Here is a 16579-nt window from a genome sequence, read left to right on the forward strand (position 1 = left end):
GAAATGGAGGCTGGCGCATGGCAGGCCACTCAAAATGGGCGAATATTCAGCACCGCAAGGGTCGTCAGGACGCCGCGCGTTCAAAGCTTTTTTCCAAACTGGCCAAGGAAATCACCGTGGCCGCGAAGATGGGCGACCCGGATCCTGAAAAGAACCCGCGCCTGCGTCTTGCGGTGAAAGAGGCCAAGAGCCAATCGGTCCCCAAGGACGTGATCGAACGCGCGATCAAAAAGGCGATCGGCGGCGATGCGGAAAACTATGACGAGATCCGCTATGAAGGCTACGGGCCGAACGGCGTTGCGGTGATCGTCGAGGCGATGACCGACAACAAGAACCGGACCGCTTCGACGGTGCGCTCGACCTTTACCAAGAACGGCGGCAACCTTGGCGAGACCGGCTCGGTCGGCTTCATGTTCGACCGCAAGGGTGAGGTGACCTATCCGGCTTCGGTTGGCGATGCGGACACCGTGATGATGGCCGCCATCGAAGCGGGCGCCGAGGATGTCGAAAGCTCGGAAGATGGTCATATCATCTACTGCGCCGACACCGATCTCAACGATGTCTCCAACGCGCTCGAAGCGGAGCTGGGCGAGTCTGAATCGACCAAGCTGATCTGGAAGCCGACCACCACCACAGAGCTGGACCTGGAAGGCATGCAGAAGCTGATGAAGCTGGTCGATGCGCTTGAAGATGACGACGATGTGCAGCGCGTCACCACCAACTTCGAAGCCTCGGACGAGGTCATGGCGCAGCTGTAACGCGGCTATATTACCTTCGTAGTACAAGACAAAGGCCCGCCAATCTGGCGGGCCTTTTGCGTTTGGGCTCCCGGGTGCCGAAAGGTCAGTCCAGCTTGCGGTAGCTGAGGAAATTACCGCCGGGCAGATACATCAGGGTCATTTCGAAATCGGACATGCTGTCGATGGCATAGCAGTAGCTCTCGCCGGTCTCTTCCTCGCGCGCATAAAGGTAAGGGCCTGCGCCCTGAAAACTGTCACACCAGTCTGACACGGAAATATAGTCGCGTCCGGTGATGGCACCGTCATATGTGTTGTCGCGCTCAGACCCCAGAATGTTGAACTGGGAATTGGGATCATCGACCGAGTACCAACTGCCTTGCATCCGGTTCAGGATCGAATCCGCGTTGGTCCAGGGACGAATGGTGATATCGCGCAGCACAACATCCGCGCTGCGGTCGTAAATGGCTTCCAGATCGCCCTGAACCTCGATGGGCGTGCCGGGGTCCAGTTTCTCCATGATGGCAAAGACGAACTGCGGCGTGCGCCCGTCATCGGAGACGTAGAACTTGGTGCCGTCGGCGTGAAAGCTGCAGGTGCGGGCGCCCTCATAGGTGCAGTCCTGCAGGTTGGCCATGTTGGAATAGGGCTCGCCATAGGTGCCCGCCGGGGCGGGGCCTGTGGCTGGAGCAGGTGCCGGTGGCGGAGGGGCGGGCTTCGGTGTGGTTTCGCTCTTGCTGGTGGAATTGTCCACCAGCGTCAGGGTGAACTGTTTCGCGGTCTTGCCGGTGTCCAGTTTGCGGAAGCCGGTGCTCTCATATCCCCGTGCGGCACACTCGGAATCTCCCGATATTGTGAAGGCCTGTGAGGTGGTGCAGAAGGTGAAATCACCGCTGGCAAAGGCCGAACCCGAAGAATTGGCACGGTAGTAATAGTAGCGATTCTTCAGATCCCCGCCGAGCGGCGTCTTGCAATCGCCCGCATCGATGTTCCACCATCCCTTGGATACCCAGGTGTCGCCATCGGCGTATCCGATCGCCACGCTGAGGCTGCGCCCGGCATCGTTGCAGATTTCAAGGCCTGCAAAGGCAGGAGCGGCAGAGAAGGCGAGGCATAAACCGGCAGTGACAAAGCGCATAACATATCCTGAATTTGAACGATTTCAGGCTAGGCACGGGGAATGCGTCGCGCAAGAAAAACCGGCCTGTAACGTGTCAGCACCGTAAAAGGCACCGCAATTGTGGCGTTTTGAGCTTTTCAGTCGGCCCCGGCGGTGATCACGCCCGCGGCGCGCAGTTCCGCGTGCTCCGGTATCCAAAGGTCGGAGTTGGCCACCTCAAAGACCCTCTGCACAAACCCTTCGCTGATGCCCTGCTGCAGGAAAAAGGACAGGTCCTTCTCCTGCTCTTTCTTCAGGTCCAGTTGCGGCAGCCCGCCTTCGAACATCAGTGCATAGCCGTGAAATCCGAGCTGTCCCTTGGGGGCGAGGAGGCGCTCCTGCCCAGCGGCAAAGATCACTGTGCAGGCAGAGGCACAGAGGTCGGCAGCCTGGGTATCAAGGCCACGGGTCCGGATCAGCTTGGCCACGCCGCGCGCCTCGTAGATCAGCCCGCCGGGGCCGGTCAGATGCAGAGAGCGGACCTCTGGCGCCGCGTCCAGCGTTGCTGCTATGCGCCGGGTCAGCCCGTGGGTGATTTCGCCTGTAAAGATCAGCGTGCGGCCATCATCGGACAGGGTCAGACTATAGAGCTGCTGGCGCGCCTGTTCCTGCTGCTTGGCATAGGGCAGAGTCTCCACCTGTCCGGCGGTCAGCAAGGCGCCCCACCACTGCGTCAGTGTCGCAAATCCTGCAAACAATAGAACCAGATAGCTGCCCCAGACCGGCGCCATTGACCCGGTGCTGCGGATGTGTCCATCGGTGCTGCGCAGCAAATCGCGGCTTTGCCACGCCAGCAACACCCCATCCGCCGCGATCAGCCCCCAGGCCAGTGACACGGGCAGCCAGAAGAAATGATTGAGGGCCAGCCAGACCAGCAGAACCCCGGCCCGTGGCAGAACCACGTGCAGGCCAAGGCTGCGCCGCAGAGAGACTGGCCCGGGTGTCACACCGGGCTTTCTGTCATTCGAAGACCTGGCAAATCTCCTCCAGAGGTTTTTTGAACTTGGCGACTGAGGGAACCATAGCATTTTCTGCCGGATGGCCTACAGCGATGATCATCGTAGGCTTTTCCGAGGTCGGGCGACCCAGGGCGCCATTGAGGAACTTCATCGGGTTCGGCGTGTGGGTCAGGCTGACCAGTCCAGCGGTATGCAGCGCCGTCAGCAAAACGCCGGTGGCAATGTTCACGCTTTCGGGTACGTAGTAGTTCTTGTAACGGGTGCCGTCCGCAAACTCGCCCCAGCGCTGGGCGAAGGCCACGATCAGCCAGGGCGCGATGGTCAGATGCGGTTTGTCTTCATTGGTGCCGATCGGCTCCAGCGCCTTGATCCATTCATCGCCAGCGCCACCTGCATAGAACTTGCGTTCTTCTTCCTCAGCCTCGGCGCGGATCCGGGCCTTCAATTCCGGGTTCGAAACGGCCGCAAAGAACCAGGGCTGGTGGTTGGCGCCCGATGGTGCGGTGCCCGCCGCCCGGATGCAGTCCTCGATCACCTGTCGGCGCACTGGCCGATCTGTGAAATCGCGCACCGTGTGGCGCCGCTGCATATGGGCGAGAAACTCAGTCGCCTTTTCCTGCATCTGCGCATCCGTGTACGCGGCCCGGTCGGGCAATGGCAGCGGATCATAGCTGAGAGAGTCTTGTGAAAACATGAGGGGTCTTTCCGATTGGTCTTAACGGTCTTGGGTCAAATGCCGTCGCGCTGATGTCTGCACAGACCGGGTGACCTCTGCAAGGGCAGGCGCCATCACTCGCGCCACCTGCCACGTGAGCGGAACCGGCAGGATTGTGTCGGGGATGAGTGGCACCAGACGGCCGCTGTGCAGCTCTTCCCCGATGATGGAAAGCGGGTTCATGCCCCAGCCGAGACCGGCAGCTGCGGCTTCGATAAAAGCCTGGGTAGAGGGCAGGTAGTGCGCGGGCGGCGACAACCGGGGTGCCACGTTCCGCTCCAGCCACTGCTGCTGCAGCCTGTCCTTTGCGTTGAAGATCATGCAGGGCGCATCGGCAGCGGCCTCTGGCGTGACGCCGTCTGGAAACCAGCGCGCCATGAAGTCCGGGCTGGCGGTTGCCGCATAGTCCAGCGTGCCGAGCGGGTAGGCATCGAACCCGGGCACGGGCCGGGTGCTGGCGGTGACCGCGGCTGAGACCTCGCCGCGCTTCAGCCAGTCGGCGCTGTGATCCTGATCGTCCACCAGAAGGTCGAACAGCACGCCATCTGTTCCCGCCATTGCGTCGATGAACCAGCTGGCAAGGCTGTCGGCATTGACCGCGATGCGCAGCCGCACCGGGGCCGCGCCGTTTTCCAGCGCCAGCTCCCGCGCCAGCTGCGCCTCAAGAAGGCCGATATCCTCGGCATGTTTGGCAATCCGCAGCCCCGCTGCCGTGCCGGTGCAGGGCACACCGCGCAGGACCAGTGCGATGCCGGTACGGTCCTCCAGCGCCTTGATCCGCTGTGAAATGGCCGAGGGCGTCACCCCAAGGGCATGCGCCGCAGCCTCGAACGAGCCATGGTGTAAAACGGCCCGGAGCGCAGAAAGGTGATTGGGGTCGAGTTGCATTAGTTGTGCTTAATCTGGGTTATCATAATTAATTGGATTATCCCGGCTGCGGCGCATAGTCAAAGCGCGAAGAGTTCCAGAAGAAAGACGCCCCGCATGTCAGCCAGCCTTGTTTCCGGATTTGCCCTTGGCTTTAGCCTGATCCTTGCGATTGGAGCGCAGAACGCATTTGTGCTGCGGCAAGGGCTGCGGCGGCAGCATGTATTCTGGATCTGCCTGACCTGTGCAGGCTCGGATGCGGTACTGATCTATGCCGGGGTTCTGGGGTTCGGATCGCTGACGCAGGCGCTGCCGGGGATCGAGACCATCATGCGCTTTGGCGGGGCTGCTTTCCTGATCTGGTATGGCGCGCGCAGTCTGCTGGCGGCCTGGCGCGGCGGCGCCGTGCTGGATGCGGCGGGGCAGGGCAATCAGAGCGCGCCGCTGCTGCCGGTTCTGGCGACGGTGCTGGCGCTGACCTGGCTCAACCCGCATGTCTATCTCGATACGGTGGTTCTCTTGGGCACGATCTCGGCGCAGGATCCGGCGCCGCTGATCTTTGGCCTTGGGGCCGTTTTGGCAAGTTTCACGTTCTTCTTTTCACTTGGATATGGCGCGGGTCTGCTGGCGCCTGTGTTTGCCAAGCCCCGGTCCTGGCAGGTGCTTGAGGCGGTTGTCGGGCTGACAATGTGGGCCATTGCGGCGAACCTGTTGATGATCTGAGTTGCGTCAGGCACGGGGCGGCGCAGAGTGCTGCGTGGCCAAAGGCGGATGCCGAAAATAATTGCCATGTTCAGGGTTGTACCCTTTGCCGTTTGGGTGTTCTGTCTGGCGTCATGAGTGATGCGCAGCAGACAAAAGACCGGGACACTAATCCCGTGATGGGCATTTTCTGGATGCTGGTGACCGGGCTGAACTTTGTCGCGGTTACCGCATTGGTCAAATACCTGGGCGGTCGGATCCCCCCTGCCGAATCCGCCTTCCTCAGATACCTTCTGGGGCTGGTGTTCCTGATCCCGATGATTGGCGCGCTGCGTCAGGCCAAGCTGACGCCCAAGCTGTGGGGACTGTTTGCTGGACGCGGCGTTCTGCATACGCTTGGGGTGATGCTGTGGTTTTTTTCCATGACACAGATCCCGCTGGCCGAGGTCACGGCGATGAATTACCTGGCGCCGGTCTATGTCACCATCGGGGCGGCTGTGTTTCTGGGGGAAAAACTGGCCCTGCGCCGGATCGCGGCGATCATCGCGGCTTTGATTGGTGCGCTGATCATCCTGCGGCCGGGGTTTCGGGAAATCTCCCCCGGGCATATCGCGATGCTGGCAGCGGCGGTGGTGTTCGGTGGTTCTTACCTCTTGGCCAAATTCACCGTGGACGGCACCAATCCGGTTGTGGTGGTAGCCATGCTGTCGCTTTGGGTGACGGCGGGGCTGGCGCCCTTTGCGGCGGCGGTCTGGGTGACCCCGACACTGGCCGAGCTTGGCATTCTCTTTGCGGTGGCCTGTTTCGCCACGGCGGGGCACTACACGATGACGCTTGCCTTCTCGGCGGCGCCGGTTGCGGTGACGCAGCCGGTGACCTTCCTGCAGCTGATCTGGGCGACGCTTCTGGGCGCGCTGGTGTTTGACGAGGCGATCGATATCTGGGTGGTCTCGGGCGGCGCGCTGATCCTTGGAGCAATCAGTTTCATCACCTGGCGCGAGGCGGTGCTGAAGCGTCGCGCCATCACACCGCCGGTGCCTGCGACCAAGGTCTGAAGGTCCTGCCTGTATGCAGTTGGGCCGGTCTTATGACAGGGCCAGATCCACGACACGGTGCGCCGCGCGCCGTGCGGCTTCGGGATCGACCGGGCCTTCGGACTGCGCGGTCTGCAGCCAGACACCGTCCATATAGCACTGCAGGGCCTGCCGCGCGGTCTCAATCTCTGCCTCGGGCAGAAGATGCCTCAGCTCGGCCAGGAAATGGCTGCGCACCCGGGTCCTGTTGATGCGGTGCAGCCGCGACAGACGCGGCGAGTAGGGCGCATTGGCCCAGAACTGCATCCACAGGCTGCATTGCGTCACGGTGAACAGATTGTCGGAAAAGTTCGCATCCATCACCGCGTATAGCCGTTCTTTCGGCGTGCGCGCGGTGGCGTAGCCTTCGACCATGGCGGTCCGCAGCTTGCGCAACAGATGCCGCATCGTGGCTTCCATCAGCCCTTCCTTGGAGCCGAAATAATAGTTGATCGACGCCGCCGAGGCTCCGGCTTCAGCGGCGATTTCGGCCATGGTCACAACACCATAACCGCGCTTGTGCACGGCAACGATGGTGGCTTCGATCAGCTCTTCGTTGCGGATATCTCGGATGCGTTTTCGTCCCATAACGCAGTTTTGCGTTACATGCGCGCCGGATACAAGCGATGTTATGTGGCTTCAATAACTTGTATGGCGGTACAAAAAACTGTTTGGCTTACCGGCAAGTCGTGGTAGGGCAGAACAGAACCGGGGTGCCGTGCAGATCGCGCGTGGCAGGACCCGCAGCAACAGCTGCCGTTTTCCGGATTGGCCGGAGCTCAGCACAAAATGAAACAGGAGAGGCGCATGACTGCACCCAATATTCTGATCCTGATGGTGGACCAGTTGAACGGGACGTTGTTTCCGGATGGTCCGGTGGACTGGCTGCATGCGCCCAACCTGAAGAAACTGGCGGCGCGCTCGACGCGTTTTGCCAATGCCTATACCGCTTCGCCGCTTTGTGCACCGGGGCGGGCCAGCTTTATGTCCGGGCAATTGCCCTCGCGCACTGGCGTTTATGACAACGCCGCCGAATTCCGCAGCGATATCCCGACCTACGCGCACCACCTGCGCCGTGCGGGCTATTACACCTGCCTCAGCGGTAAGATGCATTTTGTCGGCCCTGACCAGCTGCACGGGTTCGAGGAGCGCCTGACCACGGATATCTACCCGGCCGATTTCGGCTGGACGCCGGATTACCGCAAGCCGGGCGAGCGGATCGACTGGTGGTATCACAATATGGGCTCGGTGACCGGGGCAGGCGTCGCGGAAATCTCCAACCAGATGGAATACGACGACGAGGTCGCCTATCACGCCAAGGCCAAGCTTTACGATCTGGCGCGGGGCAAGGATGACCGTCCCTGGGCGATGACGGTGTCCTTTACCCACCCGCACGACCCCTATGTCGCGCGCAAGAAATACTGGGACCTTTATGAGGATTGCGAGCATCTGCTGCCCGAGGTTCCGGCGATGGAGTATGAGGACCACGACGCCCATTCCAAGCGCATCTTTGACGCCAACGACTGGCGCAGCTTCGACATCACCGAAGAAGACATCCGCCGCTCGCGCCGTGCCTATTTCGCCAATATCTCATATCTGGATGACAAGATCGGTGAGATCCTTGAGGTGCTGGAAACCACCCGTCAGGAGGCGATCATTCTGTTCGTTTCCGATCACGGCGACATGCTGGGAGAGCGCGGACTTTGGTTCAAGATGAGCTTCTTTGAAGGCTCTTCGCGCGTGCCGCTGATGATCTCGGCCCCGGATCTGCCCGCCGGGCGTATCGATGCGCCGGTGTCGACACTGGATGTCACCCCGACGCTGGGTGTTCTGGCCGGGGTGTCGATGGAGGAGATCGCCCCCTGGACCGACGGCGAGAACCTTGTGCCGCTGGCCAAGGGCGAAGAACGCAGTGCACCGGTGACCATCGAATACGCAGCCGAGGCGTCCTATGCGCCGCTGGTGTCGCTGCGCTATGGCAAGTGGAAGTACAACCGCTGCGCGCTCGACCCTGATCAGCTGTTTGATCTGGAGGCCGACCCGAAGGAACTGACCAATCTGGCGGATCACCCCGACCATGCGGGCACCCTGCAAACTCTGCGGGCAAAATCCGAAGCGCGCTGGAACCTGGAACAGTTCGACGCCGAGGTGCGCGCTAGCCAGGCGCGCCGCTGGATCGTCTACGAAGCGCTGCGCCAGGGCGGTTATTACCCCTGGGACTACCAGCCGCTGCAAAAGGCTTCGGAACGTTACATGCGCAACCACATGGATCTCAATGTGGTTGAGGAAAACGCCCGCTTCCCGCGCGGCGAATAACCCAATTTCAAGACTGGACAGGCCTATATCATGACCCATCCCGCAGCCCCCAAGGCCAGCCATTTCATCAATGGCGCCTATGTCGAAAACACCGCTGGGACCGCCATTCCGGTGATCTATGCGGCCACCGGCGAAGAGATCGCCACCGTGCATGCCGCGACGCCCGAGATCGTCGAAGAGGCGCTCGCTTCGGCCCAGGCGGCGCAAAAGGCCTGGGCGCAGATGACGGGTACCGAGCGCGGCCGTATCCTGCGCCGCGCCGCCGACATCATGCGCGAACGCAATCACGAGCTGTCGGTGCTGGAAACCTATGACACCGGTAAGCCCTTGCAGGAAACGCTGGTGGCGGATGCGACCTCTGGCGCAGATGCGCTGGAGTATTTTGGTGGTCTGGCTGCCAGCCTGACTGGCGAGCATATCCCGCTGGGCGAGGACTGGGTCTATACCGTGCGCGAACCCTTGGGGCTGTGCGTCGGGATCGGCGCCTGGAACTATCCCACGCAGATCGCCTGCTGGAAGGCGGCGCCGGCGCTGGCCTGTGGCAATGCCATGGTGTTCAAACCTTCCGAGACGACGACGCTTTGCGCCCTGAAGGTTGCCGAGATCCTGCACGAGGCGGGCCTACCTGCCGGGGTGTTCAACGTGGTTCAGGGCATGGGCGAAGTTGGCGGAGCCTTGGTTGCCGACCCGCGCGTCGACAAGGTGTCGCTGACCGGATCGGTACCGACTGGCAAAAAGGTCTACGCTGCCGCCGCGGCCGACATGAAGCACGTCACCATGGAGCTGGGCGGCAAGTCGCCTCTGGTCATTTTTGACGATGCCGATATTGAAAACGCGGTTGGCGGTGCGATCAACGGCAACTTCTATTCTTCCGGGCAGGTTTGCTCGAACGGCACCCGGGTCTTTGTGCAAAAGGGCATCAAGGAGAAGTTCCTCGCGCGGTTGGCCGAGCGGACCAAAGGCGCGGTTCTGGGAGATCCGCAGGACGAGGCGGTCAACTTTGGCCCCATGGTGTCAGAACGGCAGATGGAGATCGTTCTGGGTTATATCGAAAAGGGTAAGGCCGAGGGCGCGCGCCTGATCTGCGGCGGCGAACGTGTGGACCGACCCGGCTATTTCATTGCGCCGACCGTCTTTGCCGATGTGACGGACGATATGGTGATCGCGCGCGAGGAGATCTTTGGTCCGGTGATGTCGGTTCTGGATTTCGAAACCGAGGAAGAGGTGATCCAACGCGCCAACGCGACGGAATTCGGTCTCTCCGCAGGTGTCTTTACTCGTGACTTCACTCGGGCTCACCGGGTGATCGGGGCGCTGGAGGCGGGCAGCTGCTTTATCAACTCCTACAACGACGCGCCGGTCGAGGCGCCCTTTGGCGGGGTCAAGGCCAGCGGTGTGGGGCGCGAGAACTCCAAGGAAGCCATCAAACACTTCAGCCAGGTCAAATCCGTCTATGTGCGCATGGGCGATGTCGAAGCGGCCTTCTGATTGCCCTTCCGGTCAACGCCCACCCACCCGCCCCGTCGCCCGGAAGGGCAACCGGGGCAGAGGGTAGGCCAGGTTTGGACGGGTCGTTGACCGGTGACGGAGAAATGCGATGAACGCTGATTATGTGATTGTGGGCGCCGGATCTGCTGGTTGTGCGCTGGCCTACCGGCTGAGCGAGGCCGGGCACAGGGTGCTGGTGATCGAGCATGGGGGCACCGATATGGGGCCCTTTATCCAGATGCCTGCGGCGCTGTCCTATCCGATGAACATGTCGCTTTATGACTGGGGCTATAAATCCGAGCCGGAACAGCATCTGGGCGGGCGCGAATTGGTCTGCCCGCGTGGCAAGGTGATCGGAGGCTCTTCCTCGATCAACGGGATGGTCTATGTGCGCGGCCATGCCGGCGATTACAACCACTGGGCCGAAAGCGGCGCCCGGGGTTGGTCCTATGCGGATGTGCTGCCCTATTTCAAACGGATGGAAACCTGGCACGATGGGGGCCACGGCGGCGATCCCGACTGGCGCGGCACCGATGGTCCGTTGCACATCAGCCGCGGCCCGCGCGACAATCCCCTGCACGATGCCTTTGTCGAGGCTGGGCGCCAGGCCGGCTACCCGGTGACGGGCGACTATAACGGTCGGCAGCAGGAAGGCTTTGGCCCGATGGAAATGACCGTCTGGAAGGGACGGCGTTGGTCAGCGGCCAATGCCTATCTTAGGCCGGCCCTGAAGCGCGACACCTGCGATGTCATCCGCGCCCTGGCGCGCCGCATCGTGATCGAAGAGGGGCGTGCCACCGGGGTCGAGGTGGAGCGCGGCGGCAAGGTCGAGGTGATCCGGGCAAACCGGGAGGTGATCGTCTCGGCGTCCTCGCTGAACTCGCCGAAACTGCTGATGCTGTCCGGCATCGGGCCGGCGGCCCATCTGGCCGAACACGGGATTGACGTGGTGGCGGATCGTCCGGGCGTGGGGCGGAACCTTCAGGACCACCTTGAGGTCTACATGCAGATGGCCTGCAGTCAGCCGATCACACTTTACAAATACTGGAATCTCCTGGGCAAAGGACTGGTCGGGGCGCAGTGGCTGTTCACCAAGACAGGTCTGGGCGCCTCCAACCAATTCGAAAGCGCGGCTTTCATCCGCTCGGACAAGGGGGTGGAGTATCCGGATATCCAGTACCACTTCCTGCCGATGGCGGTGCGCTATGATGGACAGGCGGCCGCCGAAGGACATGGGTTCCAGGCTCACGTCGGCCCCATGCGATCACCCTCGCGCGGGAATGTCAGCCTGCGTTCCTCTGATCCCAAGGCGGCGCCGAAGATCCTGTTCAACTACATGAGCACCGAGCAGGATTGGGAGGATTTCCGCAAATGCATCCGCCTGACACGGGAGATCTTTTCGCAGGACGCCTTCAAACCTTTCGTCAAGCATGAGATCCAGCCCGGCAATGAACTGCAGAGCGACGATGAGATCGACAGTTTCATCCGCGAGCATGCCGAAAGCGCCTATCACCCCTGTGGCACTTGCAAGATGGGAGCAGAGGATGATCCGATGGCGGTTGTGGATCCCGAATGCCGCGTCATCGGCGTCGATGGCCTGCGGGTGGCGGACAGCTCGATCTTCCCGCGCATTACCAATGGCAACCTCAACGGCCCGTCGATCATGACCGGCGAAAAGGCCGCAGATCACATTCTGGGGCGCCGCCTGCCGTCTTCAAATGCCGAACCCTGGTTCCATCCGGGCTGGCAAGCCGCACAGAGGTAAGCCCCTCAATTTCTGTTTGATAAGGCCGCCCCCTGCACCACGCAGCGGGGCGGTTTTTTGTTGGATCTGATGCACCTCTTTTTAAAGCGCAGCAGAAATGTTGCTTGCGGGCCTTTGATTTGATCCCGGTCAAAGTGAGGCTTCAAACCAGCATCTAATGTCCTGTCAAACAATACAGATAAAGGAGCGAACAGATGTCCAACACGCCTCATGAACTGGCCCAGGAATTCCCCGACAAGGCGGAGCTGATCAGCCAGTTGAAACAATCCGATGCTCATTTCGCCAAGCTTGCGGATGAGTATCACGAGGTGAACCGCGCCGTACACCGTGCCGAAACCAATGTGGAGCCGGTCGAGGAGTTGGCCGAGGTTGAGATGCGCAAGAAACGTGCCGCACTCAAGGACGAAATCTGGAGCCTTCTGTCCGAAAAGGCCTGAAGCACAGAGCGTTGGTAAATAGTTCCGGGGTCCGCAATGCGGGCCCCATTTTGTGTCAGCTGACCTCGTAGGGCAGTACGCCACGCGCATCGGCATTGATGCTAAGACGGCGCTCCAGCGGTGGAACAGACCGTTGATGGCAGTCCTTGCGTTCGCAGATGCGGCAGGAAATGCCGATCGGCTCATAGGCCGAGGCGTTGTTCACATCCAGCGTATCCGCATAGATCAGCGCATCGGCATGGCGCACCTCGCAGCCCAGGGAGATGGCATAGCGCCGTACCGGAGAGCCGAAGGAGCCCCCCGGTTTGGATACGTCATGGGCCAGCGACAGGTAGCGTACCCCATCCGGGGTTTCGGCCAGCTGGCGCAGGAACCGGCCCGGCGTTTCAAAGGCCCGGTGCACGTTCCACAGTGGGCAGGCACCGCCAAAGCGGGCAAATTGCAGCCTTGTCGCAGAATGGCGTTTGGTGATGGTGCCGGCCTGATCCACTCGGACAAAGAAAAAGGGAATCCCCTTGGCGCCCGGCCGTTGCAGGGTCGATAGCCGGTGCGCGACCTGTTCGATCGAGGCGCCAAAATGGGTGGCCAGTCGCTCCAGATCGTGGCGGGTCTCCTGCGCAGCGGCGAGGAACCGGCCATAGGGCATCAGGGCGGCGCCCGCGAAATAATTGGCGAGGCCGATCTTGGCGATGGCGCGGGCTTCGCTGGTCTGGAAGCGGGCAAAATCCAGCGTCGCCTCCAGCAGGCTGTCCTGGCTGAGCAGCGCCACCTGCAGCAGCAGCTGAAATACCTGAGTAGAGGGGGCGCTGCGGTTTGAGAGCCTTAAGGTGCGGCTCTCGGCGTCGTAGCTGCGCAGCCCGGTCATATCCGTCATCTGAACCGTGATCCCGGCGTTTTCCAGCGCAGACAGAGCCGCAGCGCGCACGTCTGCCGCGCCGGCAAAACGTTCTGCCGCCCGGTCCACCGCGTCGATGTAGTTGTCGCAATAATGGAAGAAATCGCGCACTTCCTCCCAGGGGCTGGCCTGTATACGGGCATCCTCGCGCCCCAGCGCTTCATCAAGAGAGGCAAGCCGCTCGTGGGTCTGCCGGTAGGCCCGGTGCAGCGTCAGAAACGCGCGCGCCAGTGCCGGGGCGTTCGATGCGGTCAGGCGCAGATCGGCCAAAGGCGGCGGGTCATCGGCAAAAACCGGGTCCGCCATCGCCTCACGCATGTCGCTGACCAGGCGCTCGCTGTCACCGGTGCTCAGCTCGGTGACATCCATGCCGAACTCCTGCGCCAGAGCCAGCACCACGGTGGTCGACACCGGACGGTTGTTGTTCTCCATCTGGTTGAGATAGGGCAGGGAGACACCCAGCTTGGCGGCAAAATCCTTTTGCGTCAGCTCAAGCCGTGTCCGCATCTCGCGCAGCTTGGCTCCGGCATAAAGCTTTTGGGTGGCCATCGGGTCTACCTTTGCAAATCATCTCCACGTTCAGTGTATAATTGCAAACCCGGTGGGGCAAGGCGCTAGAGCTGCAGAGATTTTTCCCGCTGGATTACGAGGATGATGGCCAGAAGCCCCAGCACGGCTGTGACAAACATGATAGCAAGCAGCGGCACGGCTGTGGCGCCGGGTACCAGAACCCAGCCCGCCATCGCGCTCAGGCCTGCACCGCCGCCAATCATGATGGCACCGCTAAGGCCCGAGGCAGACCCGGCCAGGTGCGGGCGCACGGAAATCGCGCCCGCAGTGGCATTCGGGATCGCCATGCCATTGCCGAGGCCGACGCAAGTCATGAAGCCGAAGAAGGTATAAAGACTGTCCAGCCCGGCCAGCGCGATCCCTAGAGAGATAGCAACGCCGACCCCGTTGATGATACAGCCCCAGAGCACCATACGGTTGACGCCGAAGGCCATGGAAAAGCGCCCGGAAACAAAGTTCCCCAGGAAGTACCCGACTGCGGGCGCGGCAAAACAGATGCCGAGCGTCGCCGGGTCAAGGCCATAGACCTGTGTGCCGACAAAGGGTGCGCCGCCGAGGTAGGCAAAGAAGGCGCCGGAGGCCAGTCCAGAGGCCAGCGAATAACCCCAGAAGCGCGGCGAGCGGAACAGTTCGGGGTATTCCTTGAACTGCGCAAGCAGGGTTTTGCCGCTTTTCTGCGCGGTTTCCCCAAAATCGAAATAGGTTAGCGCGTAGGTGCCCAGTGCCAGCACCACCAGCAGCCAGAAGTTGGCCTGCCAGCCAAAGATCTGGTCCAGAATCCCGCCGATCGCGGGGCTGATCATCGGGACCACAGCCATGCCCATGGTGACATAGCCGATCATGCTGGCAGCCTTGTCGGTGTCATAGATGTCACGCACTGCGGCACGGCTCAGCACCATGGTGGCGGCAATCGCAGCCTGTGCCATTCGGAAGAACAGAAAAATTTCCGCATTCGGGGCAAAGATGCAGCCGAGTGTGGCCATCAGGAACAGGATGATACTGGCAAGAATCACAGGTCTGCGGCCCATCTTGTCCGAAATCGGGCCAACCAGAATCTGTACCACCGCGTTCACCGCCAGATAAAGCGCGACGGAGAGCTGCATCAGCCGGTAGTCGACCTCAAAATATACTGCCATGCCCGGCAGGGAAGGCAGAAAAACATTCATCGCGAGGGCAGAGATGCCGGCCAGAAGGATGAGCGTGCCGATATGGGGCGCCGTTCGGGGTGCCCGGGGAGAGGTGTTCATGCGCGGAGTAGTTGTCATGCTAAGGGGTTAGTGCAGCAGCGACAAATTGTCTATTGGTGATATTACACACCCCCTGTGCGCGGGCGGGGCCATCGATGTGCCCCCGTGCCGAGTGGCGATGCCGTCAGATCAGAATATCGTCGCTAATATCGGCCAGCGTAATGCCCTTGACCAACAGGGTGTCGGCGCCAAAGTCGAACAAAACGCCCTTGTCCGTGTCACTTGCCGCGGCAAGGAGGGTTGCCTGATCGCCGTGGCCCGTGATCTCAAGGCTATCCAAATCATCGGCAAAATCTCTGATCGTGTCGTTGCCGAAGCTGTTGTTGAACACGAACTTGTCATCCCCGCGACCGCCGAACAGCCTGTCATTGCCGGACTGACCGTTCAGGATGTCGTTGCCGCCGTTGCCTTTCAGCGTATCGTTGCCGTTGCCGCCGAACAGCCGGTCCCGGTGTCCGCCTCCGCTCAGGAAATCCTTGCTGCTGCCGCCGCGCAGAACGTCCCGTCCTGCGTTGCCTTCCAGATCATCGCGCCCACCCTGGCCAAACAGGCGATCCCGGCTGGCGCCGCCTTCGAGCAGGTCGCTGCCTCTTTGCCCAAAGATCGTGTCCTTGCCGCCACCGCCCAGAAGGGTGTTGTTGCCGCCATTACCGGTAATGCGGTCATCGCCAAGCCCGCCGGTGGCGTTCTCGATCTCGCTTCCAAAGGTGATCACCACGTCGCTTTCGGCATCAAAGCTGGAGAAGCTGCCCTCGCGCAAGTCAAAGACAACGCCATCCGCCCGGCCATTCGCATCAAGGGTGTCCTCTCCGCCGCTGTCCCAGATCGCATCAACGGTATTGGTGCGCGATCCGGTGTAGCGGGTGTCGCCGGTGTTGTAGTCGGCTGAGCCCCAGATGTCCTGCAGCGCCAGGACGTCGAACAGCATCATCGCATCGCTGTCCTGCCCGTTGATAGGATTAGCTGTATAGGACATGATGGAATAAAGGTTGCTGTCGTATTCCTCCGGCAGGTTGGCGTCCGGGTCGAATGTGTGCCGCAGGCCCATCGCGTGGCCCAGTTCGTGCAGCAGCAGATTCATTGCATCGGCCGAGGACAGATCGCGGCTCTCGTCAAAGACTACGAAGCCGTCCCATTCGGTAATGGTGGTGTCAAAAAAGCTGACACCGTAACCGCCATAGCCCGAGGTGTTGCCGGACAGGGTGACTGCGCCGACGTTGATATCCGGATCGTCCTCACCGCTGACCTCGGTAAATTCGACGTTCAAAAAACTTTCGATATGCGCCAGCGCGGTCTCGAGATTGGCCTTCTCGGCGGTCGTGAAATCCCGCCAGCCGCTGTAGGTGGTGTCTGTGGGGAGGTCACCCGGCTGCTGCGTGCCGGCATATTGATAGGTAATCTCGAGCCGCGGAGCGCCAGTCGAGTTCATCGGATCGCTGTCGTAAAAGCGGGCGAATTGCAGGGCCTTGATGATTTCCGCTTGGCTCAGCATCTGATCATTTTCCTCACTGGTTACCGGGATCGACGGTTACTGATCAGAAGCTTACTGCCGGGTCGGGGTTGAGGAAAGAGGCGCTAGCGCGCGGTGCGCCATGACCGGCGGTTTGCAGCCGGATAATGCCGAGGATTTTGCTAAATATGCAAATTTG

15 protein-coding genes are annotated in these 16579 nt (G+C 61.2%); 7 read left to right on the forward strand and 8 right to left on the reverse strand.

All coding sequences use genetic code 11. The features are described from left to right. Positions 1 to 17: 17 nt before the first annotated feature. Complete coding sequence (locus tag SM764_RS07715; protein ID WP_065270771.1) at positions 18 to 758, forward strand: YebC/PmpR family DNA-binding transcriptional regulator; 741 nt, start codon at positions 18 to 20, stop codon at positions 756 to 758. 85 nt (positions 759 to 843) lie between these two features. Here the strand turns inward: SM764_RS07715 and SM764_RS07720 are convergent, their stop codons facing one another. The 4 genes from SM764_RS07720 to SM764_RS07735 all read right to left on the reverse strand — a co-directional run bounded on the left by SM764_RS07720 (position 844) and on the right by SM764_RS07735 (position 4458). Next, the gene (locus tag SM764_RS07720; protein ID WP_065270770.1) at positions 844 to 1875 is read right to left on the reverse strand and encodes a DUF1036 domain-containing protein; all 1032 of its coding nucleotides are present in this window, start codon (positions 1873 to 1875) and stop codon (positions 844 to 846) included. Between the two features lie 119 nt (positions 1876 to 1994). Next, a complete protein-coding gene (locus SM764_RS07725; RefSeq protein WP_368947026.1) occupies positions 1995 to 2843 on the reverse strand; it encodes a COG3904 family protein in 849 nt (282 codons plus the stop codon). 13 nt (positions 2844 to 2856) lie between these two features. Next, positions 2857 to 3549: a nitroreductase family protein gene (locus tag SM764_RS07730; RefSeq protein ID WP_369001450.1), complete on the reverse strand. Its 693-nt coding sequence runs from the start codon at positions 3547 to 3549 to the stop codon at positions 2857 to 2859. Positions 3550 to 3570: 21 nt separating this feature from the next. Beyond that, positions 3571 to 4458 (reverse strand): LysR family transcriptional regulator ArgP, encoded by an 888-nt coding sequence (locus SM764_RS07735; RefSeq protein WP_369001451.1) that lies wholly within the window; start codon positions 4456 to 4458, stop codon positions 3571 to 3573. A 96-nt stretch (positions 4459 to 4554) separates the two neighbouring features. Between SM764_RS07735 and SM764_RS07740 the strand changes: the two genes are divergently transcribed. After that, positions 4555 to 5160, forward strand: coding sequence for a LysE/ArgO family amino acid transporter (locus SM764_RS07740; RefSeq protein WP_369001452.1), 606 nt, complete (start codon positions 4555 to 4557; stop codon positions 5158 to 5160). Positions 5161 to 5273: 113 nt separating this feature from the next. Next, entirely contained in the window at positions 5274 to 6194 is a 921-nt protein-coding gene (locus SM764_RS07745) for a DMT family transporter (RefSeq protein WP_274828356.1), read from the forward strand. Positions 6195 to 6224: 30 nt separating this feature from the next. Here SM764_RS07745 and betI read toward each other — a convergent pair whose 3' ends face one another. Continuing rightward, complete coding sequence (gene betI, locus SM764_RS07750) at positions 6225 to 6800, reverse strand: choline-binding transcriptional repressor BetI (RefSeq protein ID WP_065270764.1); 576 nt, start codon at positions 6798 to 6800, stop codon at positions 6225 to 6227. A gap of 219 nt (positions 6801 to 7019) precedes the next feature. On the opposite strand from betI, the gene betC reads away from it, so the two are divergent. The 4 genes from betC to SM764_RS07770 all read left to right on the forward strand — a co-directional run bounded on the left by betC (position 7020) and on the right by SM764_RS07770 (position 12218). Then, positions 7020 to 8528: a choline-sulfatase gene (gene betC / locus SM764_RS07755; RefSeq protein WP_274832501.1), complete on the forward strand. Its 1509-nt coding sequence runs from the start codon at positions 7020 to 7022 to the stop codon at positions 8526 to 8528. Positions 8529 to 8558: 30 nt separating this feature from the next. Then, positions 8559 to 10016, forward strand: coding sequence for a betaine-aldehyde dehydrogenase (gene betB, locus SM764_RS07760; protein WP_368947029.1), 1458 nt, complete (start codon positions 8559 to 8561; stop codon positions 10014 to 10016). A 109-nt stretch (positions 10017 to 10125) separates the two neighbouring features. Beyond that, positions 10126 to 11781, forward strand: coding sequence for a choline dehydrogenase (gene betA / locus SM764_RS07765; RefSeq protein WP_368947030.1), 1656 nt, complete (start codon positions 10126 to 10128; stop codon positions 11779 to 11781). 194 nt (positions 11782 to 11975) lie between these two features. Next, entirely contained in the window at positions 11976 to 12218 is a 243-nt protein-coding gene (locus SM764_RS07770) for an HP1242/YdcH family protein (protein WP_274828360.1), read from the forward strand. Positions 12219 to 12273: 55 nt separating this feature from the next. Here SM764_RS07770 and SM764_RS07775 read toward each other — a convergent pair whose 3' ends face one another. From SM764_RS07775 to SM764_RS07785, 3 genes are all read right to left on the reverse strand, one after another. After that, positions 12274 to 13662: a helix-turn-helix domain-containing protein gene (locus SM764_RS07775; protein ID WP_065270760.1), complete on the reverse strand. Its 1389-nt coding sequence runs from the start codon at positions 13660 to 13662 to the stop codon at positions 12274 to 12276. Positions 13663 to 13727: 65 nt separating this feature from the next. Beyond that, positions 13728 to 14930, reverse strand: a complete 1203-nt coding sequence (locus SM764_RS07780; RefSeq protein ID WP_274835724.1) for a multidrug effflux MFS transporter — start codon at positions 14928 to 14930, stop codon at positions 13728 to 13730. A 124-nt stretch (positions 14931 to 15054) separates the two neighbouring features. Further along, the gene (locus tag SM764_RS07785; RefSeq protein WP_369001453.1) at positions 15055 to 16422 is read right to left on the reverse strand and encodes a M10 family metallopeptidase C-terminal domain-containing protein; all 1368 of its coding nucleotides are present in this window, start codon (positions 16420 to 16422) and stop codon (positions 15055 to 15057) included. Positions 16423 to 16579 lie beyond the last annotated feature (157 nt).

The sequence above is a fragment of the Pseudophaeobacter sp. 1A16562 genome (genome assembly GCF_041008785.1).
GTDB lineage: Bacteria > Pseudomonadota > Alphaproteobacteria > Rhodobacterales > Rhodobacteraceae > Phycobacter > Phycobacter gallaeciensis_A.

What these genes read in the sequence shown, in the direction of transcription:
- SM764_RS07715 (WP_065270771.1), top strand. Translation starts at nt 18, where the DNA reads ATGGCAGGCCACTCAAAATGGGCGAATATTCAGCACCGCAAGGGTCGT.
- SM764_RS07720 (WP_065270770.1), bottom strand. Translation starts at nt 1,875, where the DNA reads ATGCGCTTTGTCACTGCCGGTTTATGCCTCGCCTTCTCTGCCGCTCCT.
- SM764_RS07730 (WP_369001450.1), bottom strand. Translation starts at nt 3,549, where the DNA reads ATGTTTTCACAAGACTCTCTCAGCTATGATCCGCTGCCATTGCCCGAC.
- SM764_RS07735 (WP_369001451.1), bottom strand. Translation starts at nt 4,458, where the DNA reads ATGCAACTCGACCCCAATCACCTTTCTGCGCTCCGGGCCGTTTTACAC.
- SM764_RS07740 (WP_369001452.1), top strand. Translation starts at nt 4,555, where the DNA reads ATGTCAGCCAGCCTTGTTTCCGGATTTGCCCTTGGCTTTAGCCTGATC.
- SM764_RS07745 (WP_274828356.1), top strand. Translation starts at nt 5,274, where the DNA reads ATGAGTGATGCGCAGCAGACAAAAGACCGGGACACTAATCCCGTGATG.
- betI (WP_065270764.1), bottom strand. Translation starts at nt 6,800, where the DNA reads ATGGGACGAAAACGCATCCGAGATATCCGCAACGAAGAGCTGATCGAA.
- betC (WP_274832501.1), top strand. Translation starts at nt 7,020, where the DNA reads ATGACTGCACCCAATATTCTGATCCTGATGGTGGACCAGTTGAACGGG.
- betB (WP_368947029.1), top strand. Translation starts at nt 8,559, where the DNA reads ATGACCCATCCCGCAGCCCCCAAGGCCAGCCATTTCATCAATGGCGCC.
- betA (WP_368947030.1), top strand. Translation starts at nt 10,126, where the DNA reads ATGAACGCTGATTATGTGATTGTGGGCGCCGGATCTGCTGGTTGTGCG.
- SM764_RS07770 (WP_274828360.1), top strand. Translation starts at nt 11,976, where the DNA reads ATGTCCAACACGCCTCATGAACTGGCCCAGGAATTCCCCGACAAGGCG.
- SM764_RS07775 (WP_065270760.1), bottom strand. Translation starts at nt 13,662, where the DNA reads ATGGCCACCCAAAAGCTTTATGCCGGAGCCAAGCTGCGCGAGATGCGG.
- SM764_RS07780 (WP_274835724.1), bottom strand. Translation starts at nt 14,930, where the DNA reads ATGAACACCTCTCCCCGGGCACCCCGAACGGCGCCCCATATCGGCACG.
- SM764_RS07785 (WP_369001453.1), bottom strand. Translation starts at nt 16,422, where the DNA reads ATGCTGAGCCAAGCGGAAATCATCAAGGCCCTGCAATTCGCCCGCTTT.